A 26,143-nucleotide genomic window follows, 5' to 3' on the forward strand; every position below is an offset into this window, starting at 1 on the left:
TAGACTAGAGATTGTGAAAAATAATTGGTTATATGAGGTGCAGGATGGGAAAAGAAAAATGGTGTTATATTAACTCTGGTCAATGTTCACCAGCATTTAATATGGCGTTAGATGAATGTTTATTAAATTGGCAAAGTGAAAAGAAAATGCCGCCGACGATTCGTTTTTATGAATGGGAAGTGCCAACATTAACAGTAGGGTATTTTCAACGTGTAGAAAAAGATATCAATATGGATGTAGTAAATGAAAAGAAATATGGTTTTGTTCGCCGTCAAACAGGTGGTAGGGGTGTATTGCATGATAAGGAATTAACGTACAGTGTTATCGTTTCTGAGGATCATCCGAATATGCCGAAAACAGTTACGGAAGCATACCGAGTAATTTCGCAAGGGTTATTAGACGGGTTTAAGGCGTTAGGATTAGAAGCTTACTATGCGGTTCCAAAAACGGAAGCAGACCGTGAGAATTTAAAAAATCCACGCTCAGGCGTATGTTTCGATGCTCCATCTTGGTATGAAATTGTTGTAGAAGGCCGAAAGATTGCTGGAAGTGCACAGACACGACAAAAAGGTGTTATCCTGCAGCATGGATCTATTCCGCTAGAAATCGATTTAGATGAGCTGTATGATTTATTCTTATTCCCAAATGAGCGAGTGAAAGAGCGTATGAAGAGCATGTTTTCTTCTAAGGCCGTTGCAATCAATGAATTAACAGATCGAACGTTTACAATCGAACAGTTGATTGAAGCCTTCCAAGTTGGATTTGAAAAAGGCTTAGATGTGGAGCTAGTTCCGTATGAACTAACGGAAGAACAGCTTAAGGAAGTGCAAACATTGGCAAAAGAAAAGTACGAAAGTGATGAGTGGAATTATAAAAAATAAGGAGAGGGCATTTGCCCTCTCCTTATTTTTATAGTAAATTCAGTACTTTTTCTACTTTGATTCCTTTGTCTTGTAAAGAACGAAGACGATTTACAACATCCATAATCTCTTTATCAAAAGTAACGCTAATTCCTTGGCTTTGTAATTCTTCTTTTAAGTTTTCAATGGAATCATCTATATCGATGCCAAGCTCATAATCTTGACATACTTCAATTGTTTTCTTCACAAGCTTCACATAATTTTCTTGTAGTTTTGAATTCGCTTCGGCTGGAGCCGCTTGTTTTGGTTTTGTAGGCATAGCCGAAACCGTTTCTTGCTTTGCAACCGGAGTGGGTACTTCTTTCTTTACAGGTGCTGAAGTAGGTGCCGCTACAACTGTCTCTGAACGTATTGGCTTTGGCGCTGGTGCTGGAGTAGGTTTAGGGATTACAACGGGTTCTTCAGCACGTGTAACAGGCTTTGGAGCAGCTGTGACTACTTTAGGTACTTTTTCTACCACTACTTCTTTTTTGGGAGCAGTTTCTACAGGTGCCACTTCCTGTTCAGCTGCTTCTTTATTCTCTTTGCTCCACATAACGCGTTCGATTTCTAGGGAAACATTGTTTTTGTTCATTGCGGTTAATGTAACTTTACCAACTTCAGCGTTTCCAGTGAAATCGACAATTTTATAAATCACACTTTTGTTCCAATCTACGTTCCCGCTCAAAAATAATTCTTCGTTACATTTTGGCGTTAAGCCCTCGATTTTAATTTCTGCATTTACACCGTTTTCACTATATACCATAATTAGCGAAGCATTTACATCTTCGTCTGCTAACATTAGTTCACGTACCATTTTGCCGGTGCGTACTTGCGTTTTTTTCTTAAGTGACATCAAATTTCCCCTCTCAAAAATTCATTAATAATAAAAAAATCGTATAACGAAAAATAATTGCTCACGAAGAAATATGATACCGATAATAAAAGCATCACGTCAACAATTAACTTTAATTATTTTGCATTTTTCTTTTTTTCTTTATGAAATTTTTCAATTTGTAAAATTAGACAGAAGAAAAACAGCCTTTTTGAAGGCTGTTAAAATCTAGAGGTTTTATATAAAATTTTGTATAAAATGTAAAAGGAAATTGTAATAAGAGCACCTTGCCAAACTGTTAAGTTATAGGATAAATAAGGTTTTGTTTTAAAATAAATATCTGAAAACACTGATAATCCAAATGGTATGCAAGCTGATAATATGAGCATAATTTTTTGCTTCCAAGACGCTAACATTGTGAAAGAATATCGTCTTAATACGGAAAAAGTTAAAAAAGTACCAGTGGTTAAAATAATAGCTGACAATATTGTTCCTAGGATACTAAATGGAATCCCTGGTTTATTTGCATGATTAAAAAATACATGCGTAAATGTATCATATCCAAATTGGATAGCTAACAATAAACTAACTGCAAAGCCAATAACTGCACCTTTTTCGAAAGTAGTTTGGTGCTCAGAGGAATTAATTAATTCATCGCAATATGCTTTTAAATCCTCTCCAAAAATATCATAGGCATTTTTACTATTTTTTTGAGCTTCTAAAAGGTGATCTAGTATTTCTAATAATAGCTCCTCCATTTGCTCCTGTGGAATACTAGTAAACCGCAAATATATGAGCATATCTCCATAGATAGCTTCATTTTCGGGGGTTAGAAGTTTGCGTTTTTTATTATTCAGCTCAATTAAATCTTTCGCTTTCATCAATCTCACTCTCCCTGCAATAAATTATTTACCGTTGTCGAAACCATCCCCCAGCTCTTCTTAAACTCTTCTAGCTGTTCGAACCCTTTATCGGTTACATGATAATATTTTCGCTTTGGCCCAAGGCTAGAAGCTTTTAATGTACCAGCAATGAGTTTTTCTTTTTGCATTCGTAGCAAAAGAGGATAGATACTACCTTCACTTACGAATGTAAAGCCATGTTGGTTTAATTTCGTACTCAGTTCATATCCATACACTTCTTCTTGCGAAATGATATATAAAATACATCCTTCGAGCACACCTTTTAACATTTGACTATGCAATTGCGTCACCGCCTTCAAGTAACTTGTTGTGCAAGGTAGTTGTTATCTGAATTATAACATTCGGTAACTTGCAACACAAGTTACTAAAGTGGAAAGTTTTAAACAGCGCTGTCAGCGTGCGTTTGCTCATACTAAAATGAGGGAGGGGATCATATGAAGCCATTTATGCCAAAGCTTGTTTATTTTGAACCGGGTACCACACCATTTGAGGATCGAATTGAAGCAGCCCGTAAAGTAGCGGGAGCAAATTTCCCACTTGGTTTTATTGTTGCTCCAATTTATATGCATGAAGGTTGGGAAGACGGGTATCGTGAATTATTTGGACGACTTTTTGATGCGTTAAAAGATTTAACCCTACTAAATTTATCATTCGAATTGATTCAACATCGCTTTACTAAGCCAGCGAAAAAGGTAATACAACAACGTTATCCCAATACGAAACTCGAAATGGATGAGGAGAAACGAAAATATAAATGGGGACGATATGGCATCGGAAAATATGTATATCAGAAAGATGATGCAGTGAGGTTAGAGGAAACGATAAGAAGATATAGTTACGAATATTTTCCGAATGCTGAAATTCAATATTTCACATAAAAGAATCTGTATATACATGCAGATTCTTTTTATGTTTCATAGCTTTTGGTCTGTTTCCACCCTTGTCATGATAACCTTTCTGGTGTATCATTTTATTGATTGCTTAGTGCGGAAAACACAAAATAAAATTGGATGGAGGAAGCCGATGCCTACCCCTAGTATGGAAGATTATATTGAACAAATTTATTTGTTAATTGATGAAAAGGGATATGCCCGCGTATCTGATATTGCTGAAGCGCTTAGTGTACATCCATCCTCTGTAACGAAAATGGTACAAAAGTTAGATAAAGATGAGTATCTAATTTATGAAAAATATAGAGGGCTTGTATTAACATCAAAAGGGAAAAAAATCGGGGAGCGTCTTGTATATCGTCATGAGTTACTAGAACAATTTATGCGTATCATCGGTGTGGATGAAAGTAAGATTTATAATGATGTAGAAGGAATTGAGCATCATTTAAGTTGGGAAGCTATTGACCGCATTGGTGATTTAGTACAATATTTTGAGCAAGATGAACTTCGAATTGAAACACTTCGCGGTGTTCAAAAAGCAAATGAAGAGCAGGGGAAGTAAAGGGAACGAGAGGCGTTTCCTTTTTTGTTTAGAAGAGGAATTTACTTTATTTAAGTTGAATGTATAGAGATGTGAAAAATTGTTTTGTAAAAGGCGGGATCGGAATGAAAGCAATTATTTTTGACTTTGATGGATTAATTGTAGATACAGAAACAATTTGGTTCCAAGCTTTTCAGGAAGTAATTCGCGAATATGGTGGAGATTTATCTCTAGAAGAGTTTGCAAAATGTATTGGAACAACAGATGAAGTGCTTTATACATATATTGAACAACAATTGAAAGAGCAATTTAATAAGAACTTGCTAAAAGAAAAAGTTTCGGCTTTACATCAAGAGAAAATGAAAATACCAGTAGCTCGTGATGGTGTGAAAGAATACTTAGAAGAAGCAAAAGGTCTTGGAGTAAAAATTGGTTTAGCTTCTAGTTCTTCAAGAGAATGGGTTATTGGGTTTTTAGAAGATTTAGGGATTCGGGAGTATTTTGAAGTAATTAAAACGAAAGAAGATGTGGAGAAAGTAAAACCAGATCCAGCACTGTATAAAGCGGCTATTGAAGAACTGAAAATTGATTCTTCAGAAGCTGTTGTGTTTGAGGATTCAGTAAATGGATTGAAAGCAGCGATTGCGGCAGGATTAAAATGTGTCGTTGTTCCAAATGAAGTTACAAAGGCTTTGCAGTTTGAAAATCACCATCTTCGCTTAGGAAGTATGAAAGAAAAAAGCTTAACAGAAGTACTTCAATATGTGAGGGAGCATAAATAAAAGAAAGACCGCATTTCCTAAAAGGAAGCGCGGTCTTTCTTTTTATTTTTTTTACCTTCAATCACGGTTAAATGAGATTGTTTTCGTTTCCTTTTTAACAATGATGAATTGCCTTTCTTAACTTTGTCATCAGAAGCATTTCGTTTTAATAAAGAATTGCTTAGGGGTGCTACGTTTTGTTTTCCGTATTTTCGGTTCGATTGTTTCGCAGCACGCTTATAAGAGTTTTGCGAATTGGCGGAACCGCTGGAACTTGTAAACATTTTATATAATAAATAAAAGACACCAACAACAAGTAACATGATGACAATGTTTTTAACCATTCCGTATGGATCTGTAATTGCAGATGATACGAGACCGAATATTGCTAACCCAATAATAAGCACGAATAAAGCGAACGTAAACGAACGACCGTTCATAGGGAACACCTCCTAAATAACATATATTAAAATTAGTATATTAGCGACAAGGAAAGGAGTTGAGTACCATTTTTAAAAAATTATTAGTGTTTTTCTTCTAAACGTAATAATTCTTCAAAGGATGCAATTGCAACTTCAACTTGATCATCTTCTGGTTCTTTTGTTGTTAATAGTTGAAGCCATAACCCTGGGTATCCTAATGCGCGCAAGACCGGAATATCTCGTAATCGATTCGTAAATTGCAAGACTTCAAAAGAAATCCCTAGAACAACTGGAATTAATAAAATTCGATTTACCACTCTGACCCAAAGGGGATCAGTTGGAACAAGAAAGTAGACAAACATTCCGATAATGACTGTAAATATAATAAAACTACTACCGCAACGATAATGGAGACGAGTTTGTTTTTGTACATTTGCTACTGTCAGCGGAAGATTGTTTTCGTAAGCATTAATGACCTTATGTTCCGCACCGTGATATTGAAACACACGCTTAATGAGCGGAGTTAGTGACACAATATATATATAGCTCAGTAAAAGGATGAGCTTAATGATGCTTTCGACAATAATTTGCCCAGTGTGAGATGGGAAAATCGGTCGTGTCAATTCCGCTAAAAGTGCGGGGACTGCTGTGAAAATGACTTTGCCGAATATGAACGATAAGACTCCGACTGCGGCTACTCCTAATACCATCGTTAATTTTGACTGCTCTTCTTTCTTGTGTGTAAGTTGTTCATCGTCTTCAGGATGAACGTCAAATCGTTCCGAAGCAAAGTTTAAATGTTTTGCTCCATTGGCACTTGCGTCAACGATAGCGGCGATACCACGTAGAAATGGAACTTTCTTTAGCATAGATAATACTTTATTCCGCACGCGTGGTAATCGATAAAATTCGATTGATTTATCTTTGCGACGAACCGCTGTAACAGTATATTCTCTACCACCAAACATAACTCCTTCTATGACCGCTTGCCCACCGTATATTTGTTTTGTCTCCTCTGCCATGTTAACACCAACCTGTATTTGTTTCTCTCTTATGTAGAAAAGAGGCAATTGTCACACTTGGTTCTGTCATTGTGAGATTTGACAATCACCGAGTTTCCTTTATTTTATCGACAAACACAAGCTGCTGACAAGGAAAATTGTTACGGAAGCCAGACATTTCTTATTCTTTTTATAGACAAATTTCGCATGATTTAAACATGCTTCAAAATAGTTTCGGACATACTAGTAAGCGGAGGTGTCGATGTGAAGCAAGAACAATCAATAACAAAAAACATTGTACAGATTGGTTTATTTGGTGGTGTTTTTTGGGGATGTATATGGTATTTTCTTCATATTTTTTCATTTACAGAAGCCGGACCAAACTATTTGCTTTTACCATTTGCGTTTGGATCGTGGAAAGAAGGAGTTTGGGGAAATGTATTGGGTATTATTTGTATAGGGCTTCTTTCTATTTTAGTGGCATTTCTCTATAGGGCTCTTTTCAAAAGATTTGAAGGGATACTACCGGGAATACTCTATGGACTGTTTTGGTGGGGCATTTTATTTTTCGGACTGGGTTCTATTGCACCTGTTATAAAAAATGCACTTCATTTACCGAAAGAAACAATTGTCACAACAATATGTATTTTTATTTTATACGGTGTGTTTATCACATATTCTGTTTCATTTGAAGCGAACAATGCGAATCAAGGGGAAGGGTTGGAGTAGACAAACTATTCAAATAAGTGGCTCCTGTGTTAGAATGTTGTATAGACATTTTTTATATTAAGGAGTTTAAAGTATATGAAAAAAGTACTCCTCGTTAACGGTCCTAACTTAAATCGTCTCGGTGTTCGAGAAGTGAATGTATACGGGAAAGGAACGTTGGCATCATTAGAAGAAGAGATGAAGCAAGAAGCAGAGAAATTGGGAGTGGAGTTAGAATGTTTTCAATCGAATCATGAAGGTGCTCTTATTGACATCATTCATGAGGCTGATGACATATATGAAGGAATCATTCTAAATCCAGGAGCATTTACGCATTATAGCTATGCGATTCGAGATGCGATAGCGAGCATTTCGATTCCAGTTATTGAGGTACATATTTCTAACATCCACCAGCGGGAATCGTTTCGTCATGAATCTGTGACAGCAACAGTCGCGGCGGGCCAAATTGTTGGGTTTGGTTTTTATGGCTATAAGTTAGCGTTATTTGCATTATTGGAGAAACTTAGGGAGGCATAAATTGATGGAAAAGATCACGAAGTTAAGAAATGCATTTGGTGAAGCTGGTATTGATGGTATTTTATTAACGAATGAATATAGCCGTAGATATATGACGAACTTTACAGGGACAGCTGGTGTTGTACTTATTTCTAATGATCGTGCTCTGTTTATTACAGATTTCCGCTATGTAGAGCAAGCTGGTAAACAAGCTGTTGGTTATGAAATTGTGCAACATACAGGACCAATTCTGGATGAAGTTGCGAAACAAGTGAAAGAATTAGGAATTCAAAAGCTTGGCTTTGAGCAAGATACTCTTACATATAGCTCTTATACAGCACATAAAGAAGCGGTAGAAGCGGAATTTGTTCCAACTTCTGGGCTTGTAGAAAAGTTACGCTTGATTAAGACGGATTCAGAGATTAAGATATTAAAGGAAGCTGCACAGATTGCAGATGCTGCCTTTGAACATATTCTATCATTCATTCGCCCAGGCGTATCTGAAATTGAAGTGTCAAATGAACTTGAATTTTTCATGAGAAAACAAGGAGCAACATCTTCTTCGTTTGATATTATCGTTGCTTCAGGACTTCGTTCAGCATTGCCGCATGGTGTGGCATCTGAAAAAGTGATAGAAAAAGGAGATTTCGTAACATTAGACTTCGGTGCTTATTATAAAGGATATTGCTCTGATATTACGCGTACGATTGCAGTCGGCGAACCATCTGATAAATTAAAAGAAATTTATAATGTCGTTTTAGAAGCACAGCTTCGTGGTGTGAACGGCATTAAAGCTGGTTTAACTGGTCGTGAAGCTGATGCATTAACACGTGACTACATAACGGAAAAAGGATACGGTGAATATTTCGGACATTCTACTGGTCATGGAGTGGGCCTTGAAATCCATGAAGCACCAGGCTTAGCATTCCGTTCTGAAACGGTACTTGAGCCAGGAATGGCTGTGACAGTAGAACCGGGCATTTATATTCCTGGTGTTGGCGGTGTGCGTATCGAGGACGATATTATTGTAACAAGTGAAGGTAATGAAGTAATCACGAAATCTCCAAAAGAACTTATTATTTTGTAATACACAGGAGGATTTTTTGCATGATTTCAGTAAATGATTTTCGTACAGGTTTAACAATTTCAGTGGACAATGCCCTTTGGCAAGTGCTTGATTTCCAACATGTAAAGCCAGGTAAAGGTGCTGCGTTCGTTCGCTCTAAATTACGTAACCTTCGCACAGGTTCTGTTCAAGAAAAAACATTCCGTGCTGGTGAAAAAGTAGAAAAAGCACACATCGAAAACCGTCGTATGCAATACTTATACGCGAGCGGTGAGTCTCACGTATTTATGGATAACGGAACTTATGAGCAAATCGAACTTGGCGAAAACCAAATCGAGCGCGAACTTAAATTCCTAAAAGAAAACATGGAAGTAGCAATTATGACATACCAAGGCGAAGTACTTGGTGTTGAACTTCCAAACACAGTTGAGTTAAAAGTTGTAGAAACAGAGCCTGGTATTAAAGGTGACACAGCTTCTAACGTAACAAAACCAGCTACATTAGAAACTGGCCTTGTTGTACAAGTACCAATCTTCATTAACGAAGACGAAATGCTTATCATCAACACAGGTGAAGGTAAATACGTTTCTCGTGCATAGTTAGAAAAAGCACTCGTGATGATCACGAGTGCTTTTTTTATGTGAAATAAGGTATATAATAAATGATGCTTGTAATAAGACTGATAGCTATAAGACTGATTGTTCCCATTATGTAAGGACTCCAAATGAATTGGAATGGTTTTACTATCCCTGTTTTGTATATAGTGTGATCCATATTGGCATTAAGATTGATATTTAACGCAAGCAACCAAATAACACCGAATATCGCTAAACTCCCTAGAAAGAAGGCCTCCATAAATGACCAACCAACCATTTTTGAAAAAAGGTAGATACCAACAAATTCTAATGTGATTGTGACAAAAAATTTAATTGCTTTCAATTTGATGCCTCCTTGTTTTTTAATTCCATCCAATTTAAAAAATTCTCACGAGATATAACATGTAGCACACAAGGGGATTTTGTCTCTTTTTCTAGTGCTATATGTTCATCTGGAAACTGTTTTTCTACATGTAGAGAAATATAAGGTAATTTCTCCTGCGCTTTTTGCGAACGGATATTAGTTGTTTTTGCGCCCGCGAATACATATGTAAGATCTAATTCTTCAAATGCCATTTTAAAAATTTCCTTTTTAGCAGCTTCATTGTATCCTTGGCCCCAATATGGATAGCCGAGCCAACTACCGATATGAGATTTCTTTTTTTTGTGATCGATATGTTTGAGAGAGGTGATACCAATTATCTCCTTGTTTTCATTTACAATCACTCTTGATAGAGATTGTTTTATTCGTTCTTCTTCCATTGCAAAACGAATAAATGCTTTTGTATCTTCGATAGTTTCTACTTTTAGCCCTAGGGCGTCTTTCACATGTGGATCGCTAGATAATGTGAAAATGATGTCTGCATATTGTAAATCGAGTGGTAATAATGTTACGTGATTCATAGAAAATCCCCTTTCGTACACTAAATATAACATAAACTAATGGGAATATTCAGATTTTTACGGTAATTGATGTGAAAAATTATGTTTTTACTTCTGAAATAGACAACCTCTGCATATGGTTGTACAAATATATTCTTTTTGGAATAAGAGTTTTGTTAGTGAACTGAAAAGTAATTAGTAGGAGAGAAGGTGGGAGAATGAAACAATGGCTGGCGGCAATGGAAACATCCGTGCTTGTCATGGGATTGCTTCGGTTGTTTTCAGGTAGTGCGGAGATATTCGCCGCTTTGCTTATGCTTTATGTGAATGATGCAAAAAAAGCATTGTTTATAAATGGTATGTTGGCATTTGTTGGACCGACTGTATTAATTTTAACGATGTCGATCGGCATTGCGAGCGTTGCAAATGAAATTTCTTTTTTGAAGCTCTTTTTTCTAACTCTCGGAATTGGCTGTATTTTTATTGCAGTGCTGAAATAGTAAGTCAAGTATGGTGGGGAGAAGCAGATGAAAGAAGTATTAGAGGTTTTACCAAAAGCGATGAAACAGTTTATTGAAGGCTGTGAACAATATAGCGCGTTAGAAGAAATTAGGGTTCGGATAGGAAGGCAACTTGAATGTATTGCTCGTGGAGAAGTGTTCTTTTATGACTATGTCGTTACAGCAGAGGATGCAATCTACTTATTAAATAAGCTTAGTCAATATTCTATTTATACGATGGAAGAAGAGTTAAAGCGTGGGTATGTTACTTTGCGCGGTGGTCACAGGATTGGCTTAGCTGGAAAAGTAATTACAGAGAAAAGTGCAGTGAAGATGATTCGAGATGTGTCATCATTTAATATTCGAATTGCCCGTCAAAAAATCGGGATAGCTGAGCCACTCTTATCTTATTTGTATGACTCACGTTGGTTAAACACAATGGTAATTGGCCCTCCGCAAACAGGGAAAACAACACTTCTCAGGGATGTGGCACGTTGTATGAGTCAAGGGGTTCGTTCTCATGAAATTCCTTCTTGTAAAGTGGGGATTGTTGATGAACGTTCAGAAATCGCTGGATGTGTAAAAGGGATTCCGCAATATGAATTTGGCCAGCGTGTTGATGTGTTGGATGCATGTCCAAAAGCAGAAGGAATGATGATGATGATTCGTTCCATGAGTCCGGACGTATTAATTGTTGATGAAATTGGGCGTGTGGAAGATAGTGAAGCGATTATGGAGGCGGTACATGCGGGGGTTCAGCTTTTTATAAGTGCTCACGGATTTTCTTTTGATGATGTAATGAAACGACCATCTTTAAAGGCTGTGATGGAGCTTGGTGTGTTTGATCGCTTTATTGAACTATCAAAAGCAAAGGGACCTGGAACCGTTGTTCAAGTCAAGGATGGAGATGGAAAGCCTGTTCAAAGGCGAGGGAAGGTTCAAAGCGTATGGTGAAAATATTTGGTGCGGTGTTAATTGTAGCGGTGAGCACTCTCTTTGGTTTTTCGTATGCCAAAAGATATAGTGAACGCCCGCGTCAACTTAGGCTTTTAAAAGCAGCGCTGCAATCGTTAGAAGCTGAAATCATGTATGGGCATACGCCTTTATCAGAAGCAGCAGAGCGCTTAGTAAAACAAATGCCAAAGCCTTTAAACTGGATATTTCAAAGTTTTTCAAAGCGACTAGAAAGCGGCGAACAAACAGTTAGAGAGGCTTGGCTTGAAAGTTTACAAGAAAATTGGAAACTCACTGCATTTAAACAAACTGAATATGAGATTTTGCAGCAATTTGGTGAAACGTTAGGGCAGCATGACCGTGAATCGCAGCAAAAGCATATTCGCTTATGTATTACGCACCTAGAAAGAGAAGAGGGTGAAGCGAAAGCACTTCAACTTCAATATGAAAAGATGATAAAGAGTTTGGGTGTACTAGCAGGACTACTTATCGTAATTTTACTGCTATAGGGGGGGAGAAAGGCGATGTCCATCGATGTTGGATTAATATTTCAAATCGCCGGAATCGGCATTGTTTTAGCTTTCATTCATACAGTACTAAAAGAGTTAAAGCGGGAGGATATTGCAAACTGGGTTATTCTTGTCGGTTTTGTTGTTATTTTATTTCATGTTGCATTTTTGATTAATACTTTGTTTGACAAGATTAAAAGTGTCTTTCTCTTCCAGTAAAGGAGGCGGTTCGAATCGAGATTTTACAAATTGTCGGATTGGGCCTCGTCGCGACATTTTTAGCAGCTGTGCTAAATCAACATAAATCTAGTATCACTTCTTTGTTTATTGTGTTCATCGCGAGTGTCATGTTTCTGCTGCTAATCGATCAAATTCATTCTATTTTAAGAATGATTGAGCGAGTTGCCAGTGAGGCGAAAGTAAGCAATGTCTATGTAGAGACACTGCTGAAAATTATTGGAATTGCTTACATTGCTGAGTTTGGGGCACAAATTACAAAAGATGCTGGTCAAGGTGCAATTGCTTCAAAAATTGAATTAGCAGGGAAAATTTTAATTCTTGTTATGGCTATTCCTATTTTAACGGTTGTAATTGAAACAATTCTTGGTTTTTTACCTACGGGATAAGGGGGAGTGAATGTTGCAAAGGTTTGGAGCTAAGCTGCTGTTTGCTTGCTTCCTTTTCTTTTCTTTACCAATTGTCGTACAAGCTTCTCCTGTAGAAAAAAACGTCGTAGATCAACAATTGGATAAACTCGGAATCGAAGATGTGAAGCAGTTTTGGGACGGGCTTGTCACAAAATACGGAGGTTATTTACCAGAGAGTCAAAAGGGAAGTTTTATGGAATTTGTAAAGGGCGAAAAGGAATTTTCTATAAAAGAATGGATGATAGGGCTATTAAAATATTTATTTCATGAGCTTGTTGCAAATGGAAAGCTACTTGGAACGCTCATTATGCTCACAATTTTCAGTGCATTATTACAATCACTACAATCTGCCTTTTCGAAGAGTAGCATAAGTAAAATTGCAGATGCCGTTGTATATATGGTGTTAATTATTTTTGCTTTAAATAGTTTTTATGTGGTCATGACGTATGCACGAGAAACGATTCAAACGATGGTAGATTTTATATTAGCTTTGCTTCCTATTCTCCTAGCACTCATAGCGACCGGAGGCGGGGTTGTATCAGTATCCTTCTTCCATCCGATTATCATTTTTTTAATGAATACAAGTGGGCTGCTTATGAACTATATTGTTCTTCCGCTCTTATTACTTGCGACCATCTTAAGCATTGTAAGTACAATGAGTGATCAATATAAAGTTACGAAATTGTCCAAGCTCCTGCAAAATGTAAGTGTTGGGATTATTGGTATCTTTCTAACAGTTTTTCTAGGCGTATTATCTGTGCAAGGGACAGCAACAGCAGTTGCTGATGGTATAGCTGTTAAAACAGCGAAGTTTGTAACGGGAAATTTTATTCCTGTGGTAGGGCGGATGTTTACAGAAGCGGCGGATACTGTTATTAGCGCCTCTGGGTTATTAAAGAATACGGTCGGGATTATCGGGCTTGTTATCTTATGTTTAATCGTTGCTTTTCCAGCGATTCAAATCTTTTGTATCGCGTTTATTTATAAATTCGCAGCGGCAGTACTACAGCCAGTTGGCGGAGGAGCTATTATTAAATGTTTAGATATTATAGGAAGAAGTATCATTTATGTATTTGCCTGCTTAGCTATCGTATCCTTTATGTTTTTTTTAAGCATTACCATTATTATTGCCGCGGGGAACATTACCCTCATGATGCGATAGGAGGTGACGAGTATGCAATTTGTTACAGAGTGGATTAGAAATATTATCGTCTTTTTGCTCTTAGCGACGATGCTGCATCTTATCCTTCCTAATTCAAATTTACAAAAGTATGTCAAATTTGTTGTGAGCTTATTGTTAGTCGTTTTAATCTTAACGCCGCTATTTAAGTTATTACAAATGGATGTAAATGAAGTGATTGCGAATTTTAATCAAGAAAAATACGTAGCGGACGGATCGATAAAAAATTCAATTGATACAAAGAAAAAAGAAATACAAGCCCTAACACGTGCATATAGTTTAGAAGAGATGGCTGTCAAAATGAAAAAAGAAGTTGGAAAAGAATTTGAGAAAAAGTATGGCGTGACAGTGTCTGAAATAAAAATAATTGCAGCAGAAACTAAGGAAGAAGTAAAAGCGGCAAAAGATATTCAATCTGTTATTGTGACGCTAAAAGAAGCTGAAGTGAAGAAAAACGATGCAATTGAAACAGTAAAGCCAGTTGAAATTAATACGAGAGCGCCTCGGAAAACTTCGGAAGAAACAAATGTAGAAATGAAACAGTTCTTTTCAAGCAGGTGGCAGCTAGAGGATAAACAAATCCAAGTTCAAATGGAAGGGGGGACAGGTAGAGTAAATGGACAATAAAGATAAAAACTCGAAATTCTCATTTTTTCGCAACTTATTGAAAGGGGACGAAAAAGATGATAGGGAGAAAGGAAAAAAAGTAACACCTAAGTTTTTGCTTGTCCTACTCATACTTGGAATGTTGCTTATGTTTTTTAGTAATTTCTTTCAACCGAAAAAAGAAGAAGTGCCTGTGTTTAAAGAAAAGACAAGTCAAGATTCAGAAAAAGATGTGCCGACTTTTGGACAAAAAAAGAGCGAGAACATGTCAGCTATAGAAAAATACGAAAAAGCATATGAACAAGAATTGAAAGCAGCATTAGAAGATATAACAGGGGTTAAAGATGTGTCTATTGAAGTGAATTTGGACTCATCAGAAGAAAAAATACTTGAAAAAAATATTGTGAAACGATCGCAAACAACAGGTGAAACAGATAAAACTGGAGGAAAAAGACAAGTTGAAGATGAATCAACTGATGAAAAAACGGTGATTATACGCGAAGGTGATAAAGAAACTCCGATTGTATTGCGAACAGAGAAACCAAAAGTGAGAGGTGTCCTTGTCGTAGCAAAAGGGGTGGATAATATACAAATAAAAGCAATGGTAAAGGAAGCGGTGACACGTATGCTTGATGTACCATCACACCGCGTAGCAGTACTACCAAAAAAGGGTTAGGGAGGAAATAAAGTGTTGAAAAAACAAACAGTTTGGTTACTAACAATGCTAAGTTTAGTTGTTGTGTTATCTGTCTATTATGTAACAACGCCTGACAAAATGAATACTGCAACACCAACAGCGAGTGAAAAGGTTGGACAAGAAAAGCAAGGTGTTGAAAAAGAAGTGACAAAAGAAACGACAAAAGAAACATCTAATAAAGAAGCTACTCCAAAAGAAACAACGAAAGAAACATCGGGCAAAGAAACAGAGAAAAAAGATGATAGTAAAAAAGAGACAAGCAAAAAAGAAGGCAATGTAACAGTTCAATCAAGTGATGAAAACTTTACAGCACTTCGTTTGAAAATGGAAGATCAACGCAGTGCAGAGAAAGAAAAATTACAAGATGTTATGAAATCAACGAAATCTTCCGCTGAAGAAATAAGTAAAGCGAAAGATGAATTAAATGCAATCGATCAGATGGAAACAAAGGAAGGGTTGCTTGAAACAGTTATTAAATCACAAGGTGGCTATAAAGATGCGCTTGTAAGAGCTGATGGAACTGATATTAAAGTAACAGTAAAAGCTACGAAGCATTCTCAAAAAGAAGCAAATAAAATTATCCAACTTGTTCGTGCTGAGGCAGGATCCAAGGATGTAGGCGTCAAGTTTGATCCAGTAAAATAAATTTTAAATATGTATTACGAGCTATGATAAGCTGGAGGATTACTACTCGCGAACAGCCGGATAGAAAAAAGCTATCGTTTTCGATAGCTTTTTTCTATTTCATCTTTTTGTGCTATTTCAATGTTTTCTCCTCGGAAAGGAGAAATGCGCTGAGAGTAAAAAATTAAAGGTTCGTGGTAATGGTGGTTGCTTTTTCCGTATTTTATATGAGTGAAGACAACGATGAGCCAGATTAATACAGCTGGTAAGAACAAGATGAGCCATATCATGTTTCTGCACCTCACTATTAAGATATTTTACTTTACTTTGAACATACTATTCGTATGTGAAGGAAGGATGAACGGCTTGTAAATAAAAAAATAATATTTTGTAAAATATGTTGTTGTACATAGTTAAAATAAGATGAGAATAATAAATCAAGAGCTCTAAATTTTAAATGAAAAAAGAGAAAAAACATGTTTTTTATGAAGTGGTCTTGCCAATTTTGAGTGAAACTTGGTATTATTACTAGGTAATAAATTATTTAGTGAAATAATATTTTTTACAGGAGTTTCGATTTATCGTAAAGAAATATAAATTGGAATGTTGAAAATATTTATCGTAAGATGAGAGTAGCAAAAGTTTCTATTAGTAAATGTTATAGGAATGATTTCTCTAGGAGAATGAATCGTATCTTTACAGACAACATAGTTTGCTTTTATATGTTCAGTATCTGTAAGAACGGGACAAACAAGTGTATGGGAGTGGATTTTATATGTTTAAAATTCAAGAAGTTCGTGAATTAATTAAGTTAATTGATAGCTCTAACATTGATGAATTTGAATACAAAAAAGATGGCACGACAATTAAAATGAAAAAGCGTGGGAATGAAGTTGTGTCTGTACAGACAACGCCAGTAGTGAAACAAGCATTACAAACGCAAGCGGTAGAAATGGAAACAGCCGTAGCAGCGGCGCAGGTAGAAGTACCGAAGCAGGAAGAGAAGAAAGCTGTTCAAGATGAGAATTTACATACAATCACATCACCGATGGTTGGAACATTCTATGCATCTTCTTCACCAGATACGCCTGCATATGTAAGTGTCGGGGATCGCGTTTCAGAAGGTACAGTCGTTTGCATCGTTGAAGCGATGAAGCTCTTTAATGAAATTGAAGCAGAAGTAAATGGAGAGATTGTTGAAATTCTTGTGAACAACGGACAACTTGTTGAGTATGGACAACCGCTATTTCTTGTAAAAGCGTAATAAGGGAGTCTTTGTGATGATAAAAAAAGTATTGATAGCCAATCGTGGGGAAATTGCTGTGCGAATTATTCGTGCTTGCAAAGAGATGAATATTGAAACAGTAGCTATTTATTCAGAAGCGGATAAAGAATCACTTCATGTGCAAATCGCAGATGAAGCGTATTGCGTTGGGCCAACAATGTCGAAAGAAAGCTATTTAAATTTGACGAATATTATAAGCGTTGCAAAATTAACAGGTTGTGATGCAATTCACCCTGGTTATGGATTTTTAGCCGAAAATGCTGATTTTGCAGAACTATGTCGTGAATGTAACTTGATTTTTATCGGACCTAGCCCAGAAGCAATTTCAAAAATGGGTACAAAAGACGTTGCGCGTGATACAATGAAAGAAGCAGGGGTTCCGATTGTACCAGGTTCACAAGGGATTATAAAAAACACAGAAGAAGCAATGGAACTTGCAAATCAAATTGGATATCCCGTTATTATTAAAGCAACTGCAGGTGGCGGCGGAAAAGGTATTCGTGTTGCACGTCATGAAGAGGAGCTTATAAAGGGAATTCAAATTACACAGCAAGAAGCTAGTACCGCTTTTGGAAACCCTGGTGTATACTTAGAAAAGTACGTTGAAGATTTCCGCCATGTTGAGATTCAGATAATGGCAGATGCACATGGCAATGCGATTCATTTAGGAGAGCGTGATTGTACAATTCAGCGCCGTTTGCAAAAACTATTAGAAGAAAGTCCTTCTCCTGCTCTTGATGCAAATATTCGTGAGAAAATGGGTGAAGCGGCAGTAAAAGCAGCGGTAGCGGTTGATTATACAGGTGCTGGTACGGTTGAGTTTATTTATGAATATAAAACGAAAAGCTTTTACTTTATGGAAATGAACACGCGAATTCAAGTAGAACACCCGGTTACAGAGATGGTAACAGGGATGGACTTAATTAAAGAGCAAATTCGTGTTGCTTCAGGAGAAAAGCTATCGCTACAGCAAGAAGAAGTACAATTTAAAGGTTGGGCAATCGAATGTCGAATTAATGCGGAAAACCCTGCCAAAAACTTTATGCCATCTCCAGGGAAAGTGGAAATGTACTTACCACCAGGAGGATTTGGTATTCGCGTCGATTCAGCTGTTTATCCTGGTTATTCAATTCCACCTTTTTATGATTCGATGATTGCGAAATTAATTGTTCACGGAAAAACACGTGAAGAAGCAATTGCAAAAATGAAGCGAGCACTTAGTGAATTTGTCATTGAAGGCGTACATACGACAATCCCGTTCCATTTACAATTGCTAGATCATCCTGATTTTATAAAAGGGGAATTTAATACTAAATTTTTGGAAGAGCATGAACTTGTGACGCAGTGATACATTTAAAGGAGGTTTTTTTCATGGCTGAACATATGTTAGATATGGGTCAAGATACAACCCTTGGAAAAGTAGAAATTGCACCAGAAGTAATTGAGGTAATTGCAGGTATCGCAACTGCTGAAGTAGATGGCGTAGCGGCAATGCGCGGCAACTTTGCTACAGATGTTGTTGAGAAGTTAGGAAAGAAAAATCACGGTAAAGGCGTGAAGGTTGAATTAGTAAACGACGATATTATCGTTGACGTTTATGTTGTCATGTATTTTGGTGTAGCAATACCAGTTGTTGCACAAAAAATTCAAGATAATATTCGCCAAGCACTCTTTACAATGACGGGTCTTGAGCCGAAAGAAGTAAATATTCACATCGTTGGCGTAACATTCGAAACGCAAAAAACAGAAATCGAGCCAGTATAAGAATGAGAAGGTGCCTTGTCAAATAGGCACCTTTTTTCTCGTTTCATCTCTTCATGCACGAAACCTTTAAATTATTATACTATTTTAAAAAATACAAAATATAAAAAGGGAATGATACGTTTTTTCAAAAAACGTACATTGTGATAAGGTATGGAACTTGAAGTTAATCTTTTTATTATTTTTCAGCCTTGTAACTCGTGTATGAAACGATAAATTGTGTTATTATCATTGTATTATAAGGTTGAAAAATCAATGAAAACTGTAAGAGTAAGTAAATTGACGGCTTATAAATTATAATAATATAACAAAACATAAGGAAAGACTTGAAGTATAAAGGAGAGTTACAATGAAACGTAGGACGGCTAGAGAAAGAGCCATGCAAGCATTATACCAAATGGATATTACTGGAGAATTAGAGCCGAAAGTAGCGGTGGAAAATACGCTAGAAGAAGGCGAAGAAACAAATGAGTTTTTAGAATCACTTGTTGTTGGTTGTGTAGAACATAAAGAAGCAATTGATGAAGCAATTCGTCAAAATTTAAAGAAGTGGAAATTAGAACGTATTAGTATTGTAGATCGCAGTATTTTACGTCTAGCTGTGTATGAAATGAAGTACATGGAAGAAATTCCACACAATGTAACAATTAACGAAGCAATTGAAATTGCAAAAACATTTGGGGATGAGGAATCTCGTCGTTTTATAAACGGCGTTTTATCTAATATAAAAGACACACTGTAATTTCTTTAAGGGGGAATCTTAAATGGTAGCAGTAATCATCAAAGGAAATGAAGTTGCGGAGAAAAAACGAGCACAATTGAAAGAAGAAGTTGTGAAGTTGAAAGAGCAAGGGATTGTACCAGGATTAGCCGTTATTTTAGTTGGAGAAGACCCAGCATCTCGTTCTTATGTAAAAGGAAAAGAAAAGGGCTGTGAACAAGTTGGAATTTATTCAGAGTTAATTGAGTTTCCAGATACAATTACAGAAGAACGTTTGTTAGCTGAAATTGATCGCTTAAATGAAGATGACCGTATTAATGGTATATTAGTACAATTGCCTTTACCGAAACATATTGAAGAGAAAGCTATCATTGAAAGAATTTCACCTGAAAAGGATGTAGATGGGTTCCATCCAATCAGCGTTGGCCGTATGATGACAGGTCAAGATACATTTCTTCCATGTACACCACATGGCATTGTAGAATTAGTAAAAGAAACAAATCTTGATATTTCAGGAAAACACGTTGTTGTAATCGGAAGAAGTAATATCGTTGGAAAACCAGTGGGACAGCTGTTTTTAAATGAAAATGCGACTGTAACATATTGCCATTCCAAAACGAAAAATATAAAAGAATTATCAAAGTTAGCTGATATTTTAATTGTAGCTGTTGGAAGACCAAAAATGGTAACAGCTGACTATATAAAAGAAGGTGCAGTTGTAATTGATGTTGGTGTCAACCGTTTAGAGACAGGTAAGCTGTGCGGTGATGTTGACTTTGAAAATGTACTTGATATTGCGGGTTACATTACACCAGTACCAAAAGGTGTCGGCCCAATGACAATTACAATGCTCCTTCATAATACAGTAGAATCTGCAAAACGCGCAGGAGTTGTTTGTAAATAATTTGAATCGGCTATGAGGAGAGAAAGATGGAAAAGCAATATTTAACCGTTACAGCATTAACACGCTATATAAAAACAAAAATAGAGTATGACCCGCATTTGCAGTCTGTTTGGTTAAAAGGAGAAATTTCAAACTTTAAATGTCATAGCCGTGGCCATATGTATTTTACATTAAAGGATGAAAATGCAAGAATAGCAGCGGTTATGTTTGCGGGTCATAATCGCAATATAAAATTCAGACCAGAAGATGGAATGAAAGTACTTGTAAAAGGAAAAATCTCTGTCTATGAAGCAAGTGGTTCATACCAAATTTATGTTCATGATATGCAGCCTGATGGAATTGGTAATCTTCATTTAGCTTATGAGCAATTAAAGGTTCGATTAGAGGAAGAAGGGCTGTTTTCTCAAGTTTATAAACAGCCAATCCCTGCCTATGCGAAAACAATTGGTGTCATTACATCTCCAACAGGAGCTGCGATTCGGGATATTATAACGACGATTAAACGTCGTTATCCAATTGGGAATGTGATTGTATTTCCGGTACTTGTACAAGGGGAGTCTGCGGCTCCCTCAATTGTACAAGCGATTCAAACAGCGAATGAGATGAAGGATATAGATGCTTTAATTGTCGGTCGTGGGGGCGGTTCCATTGAAGAACTATGGGCCTTTAATGAAGAAATGGTTGCACGTGCGATTTTTGCAAGTGAAATTCCAATCATCTCGGCAGTTGGACATGAAACAGACTTTACAATTGCTGATTTTGTAGCAGATTTACGTGCACCAACTCCAACGGCAGCAGCAGAACTTGCAGCACCAAATATAATTGAATTACAAGAGAAAGTGTTACAACGAACCCTTCGCCTGCAAAGGGCAATGCGAGAGATGTTACATAAAAAGCAAGAACAACTGCAAACACTTCAAAAATCGTATGCGTTTCGTTATCCAAAGCAAGTGTATGAGCAAAAAGAAGAACAGTTAGATCGTACTCTTGAACAGCTTATTTTGGTGAAAGAACGCTATGTAGAGAAAAAGGTAAATCAGTTAAAACAGCTCTCATTTTATTTGGAGAAGCATCATCCCTCTCAAAAGATTGTACAAACAAAAACAAGGGTAGAAACGTTGCAAAAGCAATTGCAACGTGAAATGCAAACATTACTGCAAACGAAAGAGTTTGCGTTTATGAGGGCGGCTCAAAAATTAGAGGCACTAAGTCCACTTAAAGTAATGATGAGAGGATATGGGCTCGTATATAGTGAAAAAAAGCAAGTGTTAAAAAGTGTGAAAGATGTCGGCCTTGGTGATGTTGTTTCAGTACAATTACAAGATGGAGTGTTAGATTGTAGCGTATCGGGCATAGAGGAGCGTGAATTGAACAATGGAAAATAAATTAAGCTTTGAAGAAGCAATTTCTCAGCTTGAACATCTTGTTTCTAAGCTCGAACAAGGCGATGTTCCTTTAGAAGAGGCGATTTCATATTTTAAAGAAGGTATGGAGTTGTCTAAGCTATGTGATGAGAAATTGAAAGATGTACAAGAACAAATGGCAGTTATCCTTGGAGAAGATGGAGAACTTAAACCATTTACTGCTGTAGGAGATGAAGCATAGTGGCATATGTAGCTTTTGATGCTTTTGTGAAAGAGAGTAAAACTTTCGTCGAGGAGCAGCTTGTACGCTATGCAAATCAATTACAATGTCCAAATGTACTTCGCGAAGCGATGACATACTCATTGGAAGCAGGCGGAAAGCGTCTCCGTCCGTTACTTTTATTTGCAACGTTGCAAGCGTTTGAAAAGGAAAGAGAACTGGGTATAGGAGCAGCTTGTGCTCTTGAAATGATTCATACCTATTCGTTAATTCATGATGATTTACCATGTATGGATGACGATGATTTAAGACGGGGAAAACCAACAAACCATAAAGTGTTTGGTGAAGCGATGGCCGTTTTAGCGGGAGATGGCTTGTTAACACATGCTTTCCAAGTAGTGACAGCGTATCATCATCAAGACATTTCTACAGAAACAAAGCTAAGACTTGCGCTTGAACTTGCAAAAGCAGCTGGACCAGAAGGAATGGTTGCTGGACAGGTAGCGGATATGGAAGCGGAAGGAAAGCGGCTTGAGCTTAGTGAATTAGAATATATTCATAAGCATAAAACAGGGCGGTTATTAGAATATGCCGTGCTTGCAGGAGCGGTACTTGCAGGAGCAACACCAGAACAAGAGAAGAAACTACTTGCATTTGCAAAATATATTGGTCTGGCTTTCCAGATTCGAGATGATATTTTAGATGTAGAAGGTACGGAAGAAGAAATTGGAAAACCGATTGGTAGTGATGCTTCCAATGAAAAAAGTACATATACGACGTTATTTACTATAGATGAGGCAAAATGTATCTTAGAAGAAACAATTGTTAAAGCGAAAGATGCGATAGCATCTTTACAATTACAAGATGAGTATTTATTATCTATTTGTGATTTGATCGCAAAGCGTAATAACTAATGTAAGAACGTTTTCATTTGTTGAGTCATTTATTATTTTGTGGTATAAATGTAGAAAAAGGTTTTTCTTTTCTTGTTATTGGCAAAAATATATCTAGATTACGTTGCCGTTATCACTTTGTGTTAGCGGCTCTTTTTTCATCGGATAGAGGAGCTATGATTCATGTAGGCTTCTTACTTGAAAGGGATACTTCGTTTTCTAAGAATGTAGAGAAAGATGACGAATTGTCTGTTCAAGCAGGATAGAAAATAGGAATGATATTGAAGAATTTCTTGTGTTGTGCAAATATTTTTTTGTAATATTTGCCATATTGACAGATTATGAAACGAAAGTGAGTGATCCATGTGGATCTAACGCAAATTCAAAACCCTAGTTTTTTGAAAGATATGTCTATCAGCGAACTAGAGGCATTGAGTGAGGATATTCGGAAGTTTTTAATTGAAGAGCTCTCTCAAACAGGTGGACATATTGCTCCTAACTTAGGTGTAGTAGAACTCACAATTGCTCTGCATAAATTATTTGACAGTCCAAAAGATAAATTTTTATGGGATGTAGGACATCAATCCTATGTGCATAAGATTTTAACAGGGCGTGCAAAAGAGTTTGGCACATTAAGACAATATAAAGGTCTATGTGGTTTCCCAAAACGTTGCGAGAGTGAGCATGATGTATGGGAAACAGGTCATAGTTCGACTTCATTATCTGCTGCAATGGGAATGGCTTTAGCACGTGATTTAAAGAAAACGAAAGAGTGTATTATACCAATTATTGGGGATGGTGCTTTGACTGGTGGAATGGCTTTAGAAGCATTAAACCATATCGGGCATGAAAAAACAGATATGATTGTTATCTTAAATGATAATGAAATGTCAATTGCTCCGAATGTTGGAGCTCTTCATAACGTTCTTGGTCGCCTGCGTACGGCTGGAAAATATCAATGGGTGAAGGATGAACTAGAGTATTTACTCAAGAAAATTCCAGCAGTTGGTGGGAAAGTTGCAGCAACCGCAGAAAAAGTAAAAGATAGTTTAAAATATTTACTTGTATCAGGTGTCTTCTTTGAAGAGTTAGGGTTTACATATTTAGGTCCTGTTGATGGGCATAGTTATGAAAACTTATTTGAAACGCTTCAATATGCAAAGAAAACAAAAGGCCCGGTACTTGTTCATGTGATTACGAAAAAAGGAAAAGGCTATAAACCAGCAGAGAGCGATGTGATTGGAACTTGGCATGGAACAGGACCATATAAAATCGAATCTGGTGATTTTGTAAAGCCAAAAGAAGTTGCACCGGCGTGGAGTGCGGTTGTAAGTGAGACAGTTCGTAAGCTTGCAAGAACTGATGAGCGTATCGTTGCGATTACACCAGCAATGCCAGTTGGTTCTAAGCTTGAAAAGTTTCATCAAGAATTTCCAGATCGTATGATTGATGTGGGAATTGCTGAGCAACATGCCACAACGATGGCAGCTGGGATGGCAACGCAGGGAATGAAGCCGTTCTTAGCGATTTATTCAACATTCTTACAACGTGCATATGACCAAGTTGTTCATGATATATGCCGTCAAAATTTAAATGTCTTCATTGGAATTGACCGTGCTGGATTGGTTGGAGCAGATGGTGAAACGCATCAAGGTGTATTTGATATCGCGTTTTTACGCCACTTGCCAAATATGGTGCTCATGATGCCGAAAGATGAAAATGAAGGGCAGCATTTAGTATATACGGCAATGCAATATGAAGATGGTCCAATTGCTCTGCGTTATGCGCGCGGAAATGGACTTGGAGTTAAAATGGATGAAGAACTCAAAGCTATTCCAATTGGTACATGGGAAACCTTAAAAGAAGGTACGCAAGCAGCAATCTTGACATTTGGTACAACGATTCCGATGGCGCTGGAAGCGGCGGAGCGTCTCGAAAAAGCTGGAGTTTCAGTGAAAGTCGTGAATGCTCGTTTTATTAAGCCGATGGATGAATCATATTTACATGAACTCCTAGGTAAGAATATGCCGATTTTAACAATTGAAGAAGCTTGTTTAATCGGTGGATTTGGTACAGGTGTAGTAGAATTTGCTACTGAGCATGGGTATCATAGTGCTTTAATCGAACGAATGGGAATTCCAGATCATTTCATTGAACACGGTAGTGTTACAAAGTTGTTAGAAGAAATTGGTTTAACGACAGATGCTGTTGTGGACCGCATTCATACAATGATTCCATCAAAACAAAAAAGGGCGTAACAAATGAGTGTAAAAAAAGAAAGAGTAGATGTACTATTAGTAGAACGAGGACTTATAGAAACGCGTGAAAAGGCAAAACGCGCTGTTATGGCGGGTCTTGTATATGCAAATGAAATGAGACTCGATAAACCAGGGGAAAAAATTCCACAAGATACACCGATTACGGTAAAAGGACAAGTTATGCCATATGTGAGCCGTGGCGGTTATAAGTTAGAGAAGGCATTAGAGACTTTTCATCTTGATTTACAAGATAAAATTATGTTAGATATTGGTTCATCAACTGGTGGCTTTACAGATTGTGCGCTGCAAAATGGTGCGAAGTTATCTTACGCTTTAGATGTAGGGTACAATCAACTTGCTTGGAAGCTTCGTCAAGATGAGCGCGTTGTTGTTATGGAACGGACGAATTTTCGTTATGTAACACCGACTGATTTAGAGCGTGGCTTGCCGCAGTTTGCTAGCATTGATGTTTCGTTTATATCGTTAAAATTAATTCTTCCAGTCTTAAAAACGATATTGACTCCAAATGGTGATGTTGCGGCTTTAATTAAACCACAATTTGAAGCTGGAAGAGAGCAGGTCGGGAAGAAGGGCATCGTTCGTGATCGTAAAGTTCATGAAGCTGTCGTAGAAATGATTGTTGATTTCGCAATAAAAGAAGGGTATGATGTTGAAAACTTAACATTTTCTCCAATTACAGGTGGGGACGGAAATATTGAGTTTTTAGTTCATTTAAAGTGGCATGGTGAACGTGAGATTGGCGAAAAGCATTCTCTGGTTTCTGTAGAGCAAGTTGTAACAGAAGCTCATGAGGTCTTAAAACAAAAAGGGAAAGAGGAATAACGGTTGTTGTTCCTCTTTTTGTTGGAATTGTATAATGATTGTAAAAACAATTATGTACAAGTAAACGATTATAAGTTAACATAAATAAGTGAAGTATACCAATGTTTAAACTATGGTAAGAGATAGTGTGAGGTGCA

At 37.0% G+C, this 26,143-nt stretch carries 34 protein-coding genes and 1 pseudogene; 27 read left to right on the plus strand and 8 right to left on the minus strand.

What is annotated here, in order from left to right; translation table 11 throughout:
• The first annotated feature begins 44 nt into the window (after positions 1 to 44).
• Complete coding sequence (locus MHH71_RS22460) at positions 45 to 881, plus strand: lipoate--protein ligase family protein (protein ID WP_003200303.1); 837 nt, start codon at positions 45 to 47, stop codon at positions 879 to 881.
• 28 nt (positions 882 to 909) lie between these two features.
• Here MHH71_RS22460 and MHH71_RS22465 read toward each other — a convergent pair whose 3' ends face one another.
• The 3 genes from MHH71_RS22465 to MHH71_RS22475 all read right to left on the minus strand — a co-directional run bounded on the left by MHH71_RS22465 (position 910) and on the right by MHH71_RS22475 (position 2,938).
• Entirely contained in the window at positions 910 to 1,755 is an 846-nt protein-coding gene (locus MHH71_RS22465) for a hypothetical protein (RefSeq protein ID WP_006095932.1), read from the minus strand.
• A gap of 200 nt (positions 1,756 to 1,955) precedes the next feature.
• Positions 1,956 to 2,615: a hypothetical protein gene (locus MHH71_RS22470; RefSeq protein ID WP_006095933.1), complete on the minus strand. Its 660-nt coding sequence runs from the start codon at positions 2,613 to 2,615 to the stop codon at positions 1,956 to 1,958.
• 5 nt (positions 2,616 to 2,620) lie between these two features.
• A complete protein-coding gene (locus MHH71_RS22475; RefSeq protein WP_016132003.1) occupies positions 2,621 to 2,938 on the minus strand; it encodes a PadR family transcriptional regulator in 318 nt (105 codons plus the stop codon).
• A gap of 183 nt (positions 2,939 to 3,121) precedes the next feature.
• On the opposite strand from MHH71_RS22475, the pseudogene MHH71_RS22480 reads away from it, so the two are divergent.
• The 3 genes and pseudogenes from MHH71_RS22480 to MHH71_RS22490 form a co-directional block, all read left to right on the plus strand.
• A pseudogene (locus tag MHH71_RS22480) lies at positions 3,122 to 3,535 on the plus strand (spore photoproduct lyase family protein); the annotation flags it as partial.
• A gap of 145 nt (positions 3,536 to 3,680) precedes the next feature.
• Entirely contained in the window at positions 3,681 to 4,109 is a 429-nt protein-coding gene (gene mntR / locus MHH71_RS22485; RefSeq protein ID WP_016116280.1) for a transcriptional regulator MntR, read from the plus strand.
• A gap of 104 nt (positions 4,110 to 4,213) precedes the next feature.
• Positions 4,214 to 4,870, plus strand: coding sequence for an HAD family hydrolase (locus MHH71_RS22490; RefSeq protein ID WP_033797069.1), 657 nt, complete (start codon positions 4,214 to 4,216; stop codon positions 4,868 to 4,870).
• 17 nt (positions 4,871 to 4,887) lie between these two features.
• Here the strand turns inward: MHH71_RS22490 and MHH71_RS22495 are convergent, their stop codons facing one another.
• Together MHH71_RS22495 and MHH71_RS22500 are read right to left on the minus strand one after the other, a co-directional pair.
• Positions 4,888 to 5,289, minus strand: coding sequence for an SA1362 family protein (locus MHH71_RS22495; RefSeq protein ID WP_006095934.1), 402 nt, complete (start codon positions 5,287 to 5,289; stop codon positions 4,888 to 4,890).
• An 83-nt stretch (positions 5,290 to 5,372) separates the two neighbouring features.
• Complete coding sequence (locus tag MHH71_RS22500) at positions 5,373 to 6,293, minus strand: DUF1385 domain-containing protein (protein ID WP_003200320.1); 921 nt, start codon at positions 6,291 to 6,293, stop codon at positions 5,373 to 5,375.
• A 243-nt stretch (positions 6,294 to 6,536) separates the two neighbouring features.
• Between MHH71_RS22500 and MHH71_RS22505 the strand changes: the two genes are divergently transcribed.
• The 4 genes from MHH71_RS22505 to efp all read left to right on the plus strand — a co-directional run bounded on the left by MHH71_RS22505 (position 6,537) and on the right by efp (position 9,161).
• Entirely contained in the window at positions 6,537 to 7,001 is a 465-nt protein-coding gene (locus tag MHH71_RS22505; RefSeq protein ID WP_006095935.1) for a YqhR family membrane protein, read from the plus strand.
• A gap of 75 nt (positions 7,002 to 7,076) precedes the next feature.
• On the plus strand, positions 7,077 to 7,517 hold the full coding sequence (gene aroQ, locus MHH71_RS22510) for a type II 3-dehydroquinate dehydratase (RefSeq protein ID WP_006095936.1): 441 nt from the start codon (positions 7,077 to 7,079) through the stop codon (positions 7,515 to 7,517).
• Positions 7,518 to 7,521: 4 nt separating this feature from the next.
• Positions 7,522 to 8,583, plus strand: coding sequence for a Xaa-Pro dipeptidase (pepQ, locus tag MHH71_RS22515; protein WP_003200325.1), 1,062 nt, complete (start codon positions 7,522 to 7,524; stop codon positions 8,581 to 8,583).
• 20 nt (positions 8,584 to 8,603) lie between these two features.
• The gene (efp, locus tag MHH71_RS22520; RefSeq protein WP_006095937.1) at positions 8,604 to 9,161 is read left to right on the plus strand and encodes an elongation factor P; all 558 of its coding nucleotides are present in this window, start codon (positions 8,604 to 8,606) and stop codon (positions 9,159 to 9,161) included.
• A gap of 37 nt (positions 9,162 to 9,198) precedes the next feature.
• Here the strand turns inward: efp and MHH71_RS22525 are convergent, their stop codons facing one another.
• Both MHH71_RS22525 and MHH71_RS22530 read right to left on the minus strand, forming a co-directional pair.
• Positions 9,199 to 9,501 (minus strand): hypothetical protein, encoded by a 303-nt coding sequence (locus MHH71_RS22525; protein ID WP_018780777.1) that lies wholly within the window; start codon positions 9,499 to 9,501, stop codon positions 9,199 to 9,201.
• Positions 9,498 to 10,061 carry a GNAT family N-acetyltransferase gene (locus MHH71_RS22530; protein ID WP_033799096.1) on the minus strand — a complete coding sequence of 188 codons (564 nt, stop codon included), beginning with the start codon at positions 10,059 to 10,061 and terminating at the stop codon, positions 9,498 to 9,500. The genes MHH71_RS22525 and MHH71_RS22530 overlap by 4 nt, the downstream gene beginning before the upstream one ends.
• Positions 10,062 to 10,258: 197 nt before the next feature.
• Here MHH71_RS22530 and MHH71_RS22535 point away from each other — a divergent pair, with 197 nt between their 5' ends.
• The 9 genes from MHH71_RS22535 to MHH71_RS22575 are packed head-to-tail and all read left to right on the plus strand — an operon-like array spanning position 10,259 to position 15,778.
• Positions 10,259 to 10,540 (plus strand): YqhV family protein, encoded by a 282-nt coding sequence (locus tag MHH71_RS22535; RefSeq protein WP_003200251.1) that lies wholly within the window; start codon positions 10,259 to 10,261, stop codon positions 10,538 to 10,540.
• 27 nt (positions 10,541 to 10,567) lie between these two features.
• Complete coding sequence (spoIIIAA, locus tag MHH71_RS22540) at positions 10,568 to 11,494, plus strand: stage III sporulation protein AA (protein WP_006095939.1); 927 nt, start codon at positions 10,568 to 10,570, stop codon at positions 11,492 to 11,494.
• The gene (spoIIIAB, locus tag MHH71_RS22545) at positions 11,488 to 12,003 is read left to right on the plus strand and encodes a stage III sporulation protein SpoIIIAB (RefSeq protein ID WP_033799097.1); all 516 of its coding nucleotides are present in this window, start codon (positions 11,488 to 11,490) and stop codon (positions 12,001 to 12,003) included. Before spoIIIAA ends, spoIIIAB begins: the two co-directional genes overlap by 7 nt.
• Positions 12,004 to 12,018: 15 nt before the next feature.
• Entirely contained in the window at positions 12,019 to 12,222 is a 204-nt protein-coding gene (gene spoIIIAC, locus MHH71_RS22550) for a stage III sporulation protein AC (RefSeq protein ID WP_000020914.1), read from the plus strand.
• Between the two features lie 20 nt (positions 12,223 to 12,242).
• Positions 12,243 to 12,629 (plus strand): stage III sporulation protein AD, encoded by a 387-nt coding sequence (gene spoIIIAD, locus MHH71_RS22555; RefSeq protein ID WP_077293892.1) that lies wholly within the window; start codon positions 12,243 to 12,245, stop codon positions 12,627 to 12,629.
• A gap of 10 nt (positions 12,630 to 12,639) precedes the next feature.
• Positions 12,640 to 13,812: a stage III sporulation protein AE gene (gene spoIIIAE / locus MHH71_RS22560; protein WP_003208467.1), complete on the plus strand. Its 1,173-nt coding sequence runs from the start codon at positions 12,640 to 12,642 to the stop codon at positions 13,810 to 13,812.
• A 12-nt stretch (positions 13,813 to 13,824) separates the two neighbouring features.
• A complete protein-coding gene (spoIIIAF, locus tag MHH71_RS22565) occupies positions 13,825 to 14,457 on the plus strand; it encodes a stage III sporulation protein AF (protein ID WP_006095941.1) in 633 nt (210 codons plus the stop codon).
• Complete coding sequence (gene spoIIIAG, locus MHH71_RS22570; protein WP_018780781.1) at positions 14,447 to 15,112, plus strand: stage III sporulation protein AG; 666 nt, start codon at positions 14,447 to 14,449, stop codon at positions 15,110 to 15,112. The genes spoIIIAF and spoIIIAG overlap by 11 nt, the downstream gene beginning before the upstream one ends.
• Positions 15,113 to 15,124: 12 nt before the next feature.
• Positions 15,125 to 15,778 carry a SpoIIIAH-like family protein gene (locus MHH71_RS22575; RefSeq protein ID WP_006095943.1) on the plus strand — a complete coding sequence of 218 codons (654 nt, stop codon included), beginning with the start codon at positions 15,125 to 15,127 and terminating at the stop codon, positions 15,776 to 15,778.
• A gap of 71 nt (positions 15,779 to 15,849) precedes the next feature.
• Here MHH71_RS22575 and MHH71_RS22580 read toward each other — a convergent pair whose 3' ends face one another.
• Positions 15,850 to 16,047: a hypothetical protein gene (locus MHH71_RS22580; RefSeq protein WP_016116263.1), complete on the minus strand. Its 198-nt coding sequence runs from the start codon at positions 16,045 to 16,047 to the stop codon at positions 15,850 to 15,852.
• A 485-nt stretch (positions 16,048 to 16,532) separates the two neighbouring features.
• Between MHH71_RS22580 and accB the strand changes: the two genes are divergently transcribed.
• From accB to MHH71_RS22630, 10 genes are all read left to right on the plus strand, one after another.
• A complete protein-coding gene (gene accB / locus MHH71_RS22585) occupies positions 16,533 to 17,021 on the plus strand; it encodes an acetyl-CoA carboxylase biotin carboxyl carrier protein (protein WP_018766177.1) in 489 nt (162 codons plus the stop codon).
• Positions 17,022 to 17,037: 16 nt separating this feature from the next.
• On the plus strand, positions 17,038 to 18,390 hold the full coding sequence (gene accC / locus MHH71_RS22590) for an acetyl-CoA carboxylase biotin carboxylase subunit (RefSeq protein WP_006095944.1): 1,353 nt from the start codon (positions 17,038 to 17,040) through the stop codon (positions 18,388 to 18,390).
• Between the two features lie 23 nt (positions 18,391 to 18,413).
• Positions 18,414 to 18,806: an Asp23/Gls24 family envelope stress response protein gene (locus MHH71_RS22595; protein ID WP_003208459.1), complete on the plus strand. Its 393-nt coding sequence runs from the start codon at positions 18,414 to 18,416 to the stop codon at positions 18,804 to 18,806.
• A gap of 346 nt (positions 18,807 to 19,152) precedes the next feature.
• Positions 19,153 to 19,545 (plus strand): N utilization substance protein NusB, encoded by a 393-nt coding sequence (gene nusB, locus MHH71_RS22600; RefSeq protein ID WP_018780784.1) that lies wholly within the window; start codon positions 19,153 to 19,155, stop codon positions 19,543 to 19,545.
• A gap of 22 nt (positions 19,546 to 19,567) precedes the next feature.
• Positions 19,568 to 20,428: a bifunctional methylenetetrahydrofolate dehydrogenase/methenyltetrahydrofolate cyclohydrolase FolD gene (gene folD / locus MHH71_RS22605; RefSeq protein WP_003200229.1), complete on the plus strand. Its 861-nt coding sequence runs from the start codon at positions 19,568 to 19,570 to the stop codon at positions 20,426 to 20,428.
• 26 nt (positions 20,429 to 20,454) lie between these two features.
• Positions 20,455 to 21,813, plus strand: a complete 1,359-nt coding sequence (gene xseA / locus MHH71_RS22610) for an exodeoxyribonuclease VII large subunit (protein WP_006095945.1) — start codon at positions 20,455 to 20,457, stop codon at positions 21,811 to 21,813.
• Positions 21,803 to 22,033 carry an exodeoxyribonuclease VII small subunit gene (xseB, locus tag MHH71_RS22615; protein ID WP_016116257.1) on the plus strand — a complete coding sequence of 77 codons (231 nt, stop codon included), beginning with the start codon at positions 21,803 to 21,805 and terminating at the stop codon, positions 22,031 to 22,033. The genes xseA and xseB overlap by 11 nt, the downstream gene beginning before the upstream one ends.
• A complete protein-coding gene (locus tag MHH71_RS22620) occupies positions 22,033 to 22,926 on the plus strand; it encodes a polyprenyl synthetase family protein (protein ID WP_006095946.1) in 894 nt (297 codons plus the stop codon). The genes xseB and MHH71_RS22620 overlap by 1 nt, the downstream gene beginning before the upstream one ends.
• 344 nt (positions 22,927 to 23,270) lie before the next feature.
• Positions 23,271 to 25,163, plus strand: coding sequence for a 1-deoxy-D-xylulose-5-phosphate synthase (gene dxs, locus MHH71_RS22625; RefSeq protein ID WP_006095948.1), 1,893 nt, complete (start codon positions 23,271 to 23,273; stop codon positions 25,161 to 25,163).
• Positions 25,164 to 25,166: 3 nt separating this feature from the next.
• A complete protein-coding gene (locus tag MHH71_RS22630; RefSeq protein WP_006095949.1) occupies positions 25,167 to 26,006 on the plus strand; it encodes a TlyA family RNA methyltransferase in 840 nt (279 codons plus the stop codon).
• Positions 26,007 to 26,143 lie beyond the last annotated feature (137 nt).

This window comes from Bacillus sp. FSL H8-0534 (genome assembly GCF_038005885.1).
Classification (GTDB): domain Bacteria; phylum Bacillota; class Bacilli; order Bacillales; family Bacillaceae_G; genus Bacillus_A; species Bacillus_A pseudomycoides.

Coding starts and splice junctions, on each gene's coding strand:
- MHH71_RS22460 (WP_003200303.1), top strand. CDS start 45: ATGGGAAAAGAAAAATGGTGTTATATTAACTCTGGTCAATGTTCACCA.
- MHH71_RS22465 (WP_006095932.1), bottom strand. CDS start 1,755: ATGTCACTTAAGAAAAAAACGCAAGTACGCACCGGCAAAATGGTACGT.
- MHH71_RS22470 (WP_006095933.1), bottom strand. CDS start 2,615: ATGAAAGCGAAAGATTTAATTGAGCTGAATAATAAAAAACGCAAACTT.
- mntR (WP_016116280.1), top strand. CDS start 3,681: ATGCCTACCCCTAGTATGGAAGATTATATTGAACAAATTTATTTGTTA.
- MHH71_RS22490 (WP_033797069.1), top strand. CDS start 4,214: ATGAAAGCAATTATTTTTGACTTTGATGGATTAATTGTAGATACAGAA.
- MHH71_RS22495 (WP_006095934.1), bottom strand. CDS start 5,289: ATGAACGGTCGTTCGTTTACGTTCGCTTTATTCGTGCTTATTATTGGG.
- MHH71_RS22500 (WP_003200320.1), bottom strand. CDS start 6,293: ATGGCAGAGGAGACAAAACAAATATACGGTGGGCAAGCGGTCATAGAA.
- aroQ (WP_006095936.1), top strand. CDS start 7,077: ATGAAAAAAGTACTCCTCGTTAACGGTCCTAACTTAAATCGTCTCGGT.
- pepQ (WP_003200325.1), top strand. CDS start 7,522: ATGGAAAAGATCACGAAGTTAAGAAATGCATTTGGTGAAGCTGGTATT.
- efp (WP_006095937.1), top strand. CDS start 8,604: ATGATTTCAGTAAATGATTTTCGTACAGGTTTAACAATTTCAGTGGAC.
- MHH71_RS22530 (WP_033799096.1), bottom strand. CDS start 10,061: ATGAATCACGTAACATTATTACCACTCGATTTACAATATGCAGACATC.
- MHH71_RS22535 (WP_003200251.1), top strand. CDS start 10,259: ATGAAACAATGGCTGGCGGCAATGGAAACATCCGTGCTTGTCATGGGA.
- spoIIIAA (WP_006095939.1), top strand. CDS start 10,568: ATGAAAGAAGTATTAGAGGTTTTACCAAAAGCGATGAAACAGTTTATT.
- spoIIIAB (WP_033799097.1), top strand. CDS start 11,488: ATGGTGAAAATATTTGGTGCGGTGTTAATTGTAGCGGTGAGCACTCTC.
- spoIIIAC (WP_000020914.1), top strand. CDS start 12,019: ATGTCCATCGATGTTGGATTAATATTTCAAATCGCCGGAATCGGCATT.
- spoIIIAE (WP_003208467.1), top strand. CDS start 12,640: ATGTTGCAAAGGTTTGGAGCTAAGCTGCTGTTTGCTTGCTTCCTTTTC.
- spoIIIAF (WP_006095941.1), top strand. CDS start 13,825: ATGCAATTTGTTACAGAGTGGATTAGAAATATTATCGTCTTTTTGCTC.
- spoIIIAG (WP_018780781.1), top strand. CDS start 14,447: ATGGACAATAAAGATAAAAACTCGAAATTCTCATTTTTTCGCAACTTA.
- MHH71_RS22580 (WP_016116263.1), bottom strand. CDS start 16,047: ATGATATGGCTCATCTTGTTCTTACCAGCTGTATTAATCTGGCTCATC.
- accB (WP_018766177.1), top strand. CDS start 16,533: ATGTTTAAAATTCAAGAAGTTCGTGAATTAATTAAGTTAATTGATAGC.
- accC (WP_006095944.1), top strand. CDS start 17,038: ATGATAAAAAAAGTATTGATAGCCAATCGTGGGGAAATTGCTGTGCGA.
- MHH71_RS22595 (WP_003208459.1), top strand. CDS start 18,414: ATGGCTGAACATATGTTAGATATGGGTCAAGATACAACCCTTGGAAAA.
- nusB (WP_018780784.1), top strand. CDS start 19,153: ATGAAACGTAGGACGGCTAGAGAAAGAGCCATGCAAGCATTATACCAA.
- folD (WP_003200229.1), top strand. CDS start 19,568: ATGGTAGCAGTAATCATCAAAGGAAATGAAGTTGCGGAGAAAAAACGA.
- xseA (WP_006095945.1), top strand. CDS start 20,455: ATGGAAAAGCAATATTTAACCGTTACAGCATTAACACGCTATATAAAA.
- xseB (WP_016116257.1), top strand. CDS start 21,803: ATGGAAAATAAATTAAGCTTTGAAGAAGCAATTTCTCAGCTTGAACAT.
- MHH71_RS22630 (WP_006095949.1), top strand. CDS start 25,167: ATGAGTGTAAAAAAAGAAAGAGTAGATGTACTATTAGTAGAACGAGGA.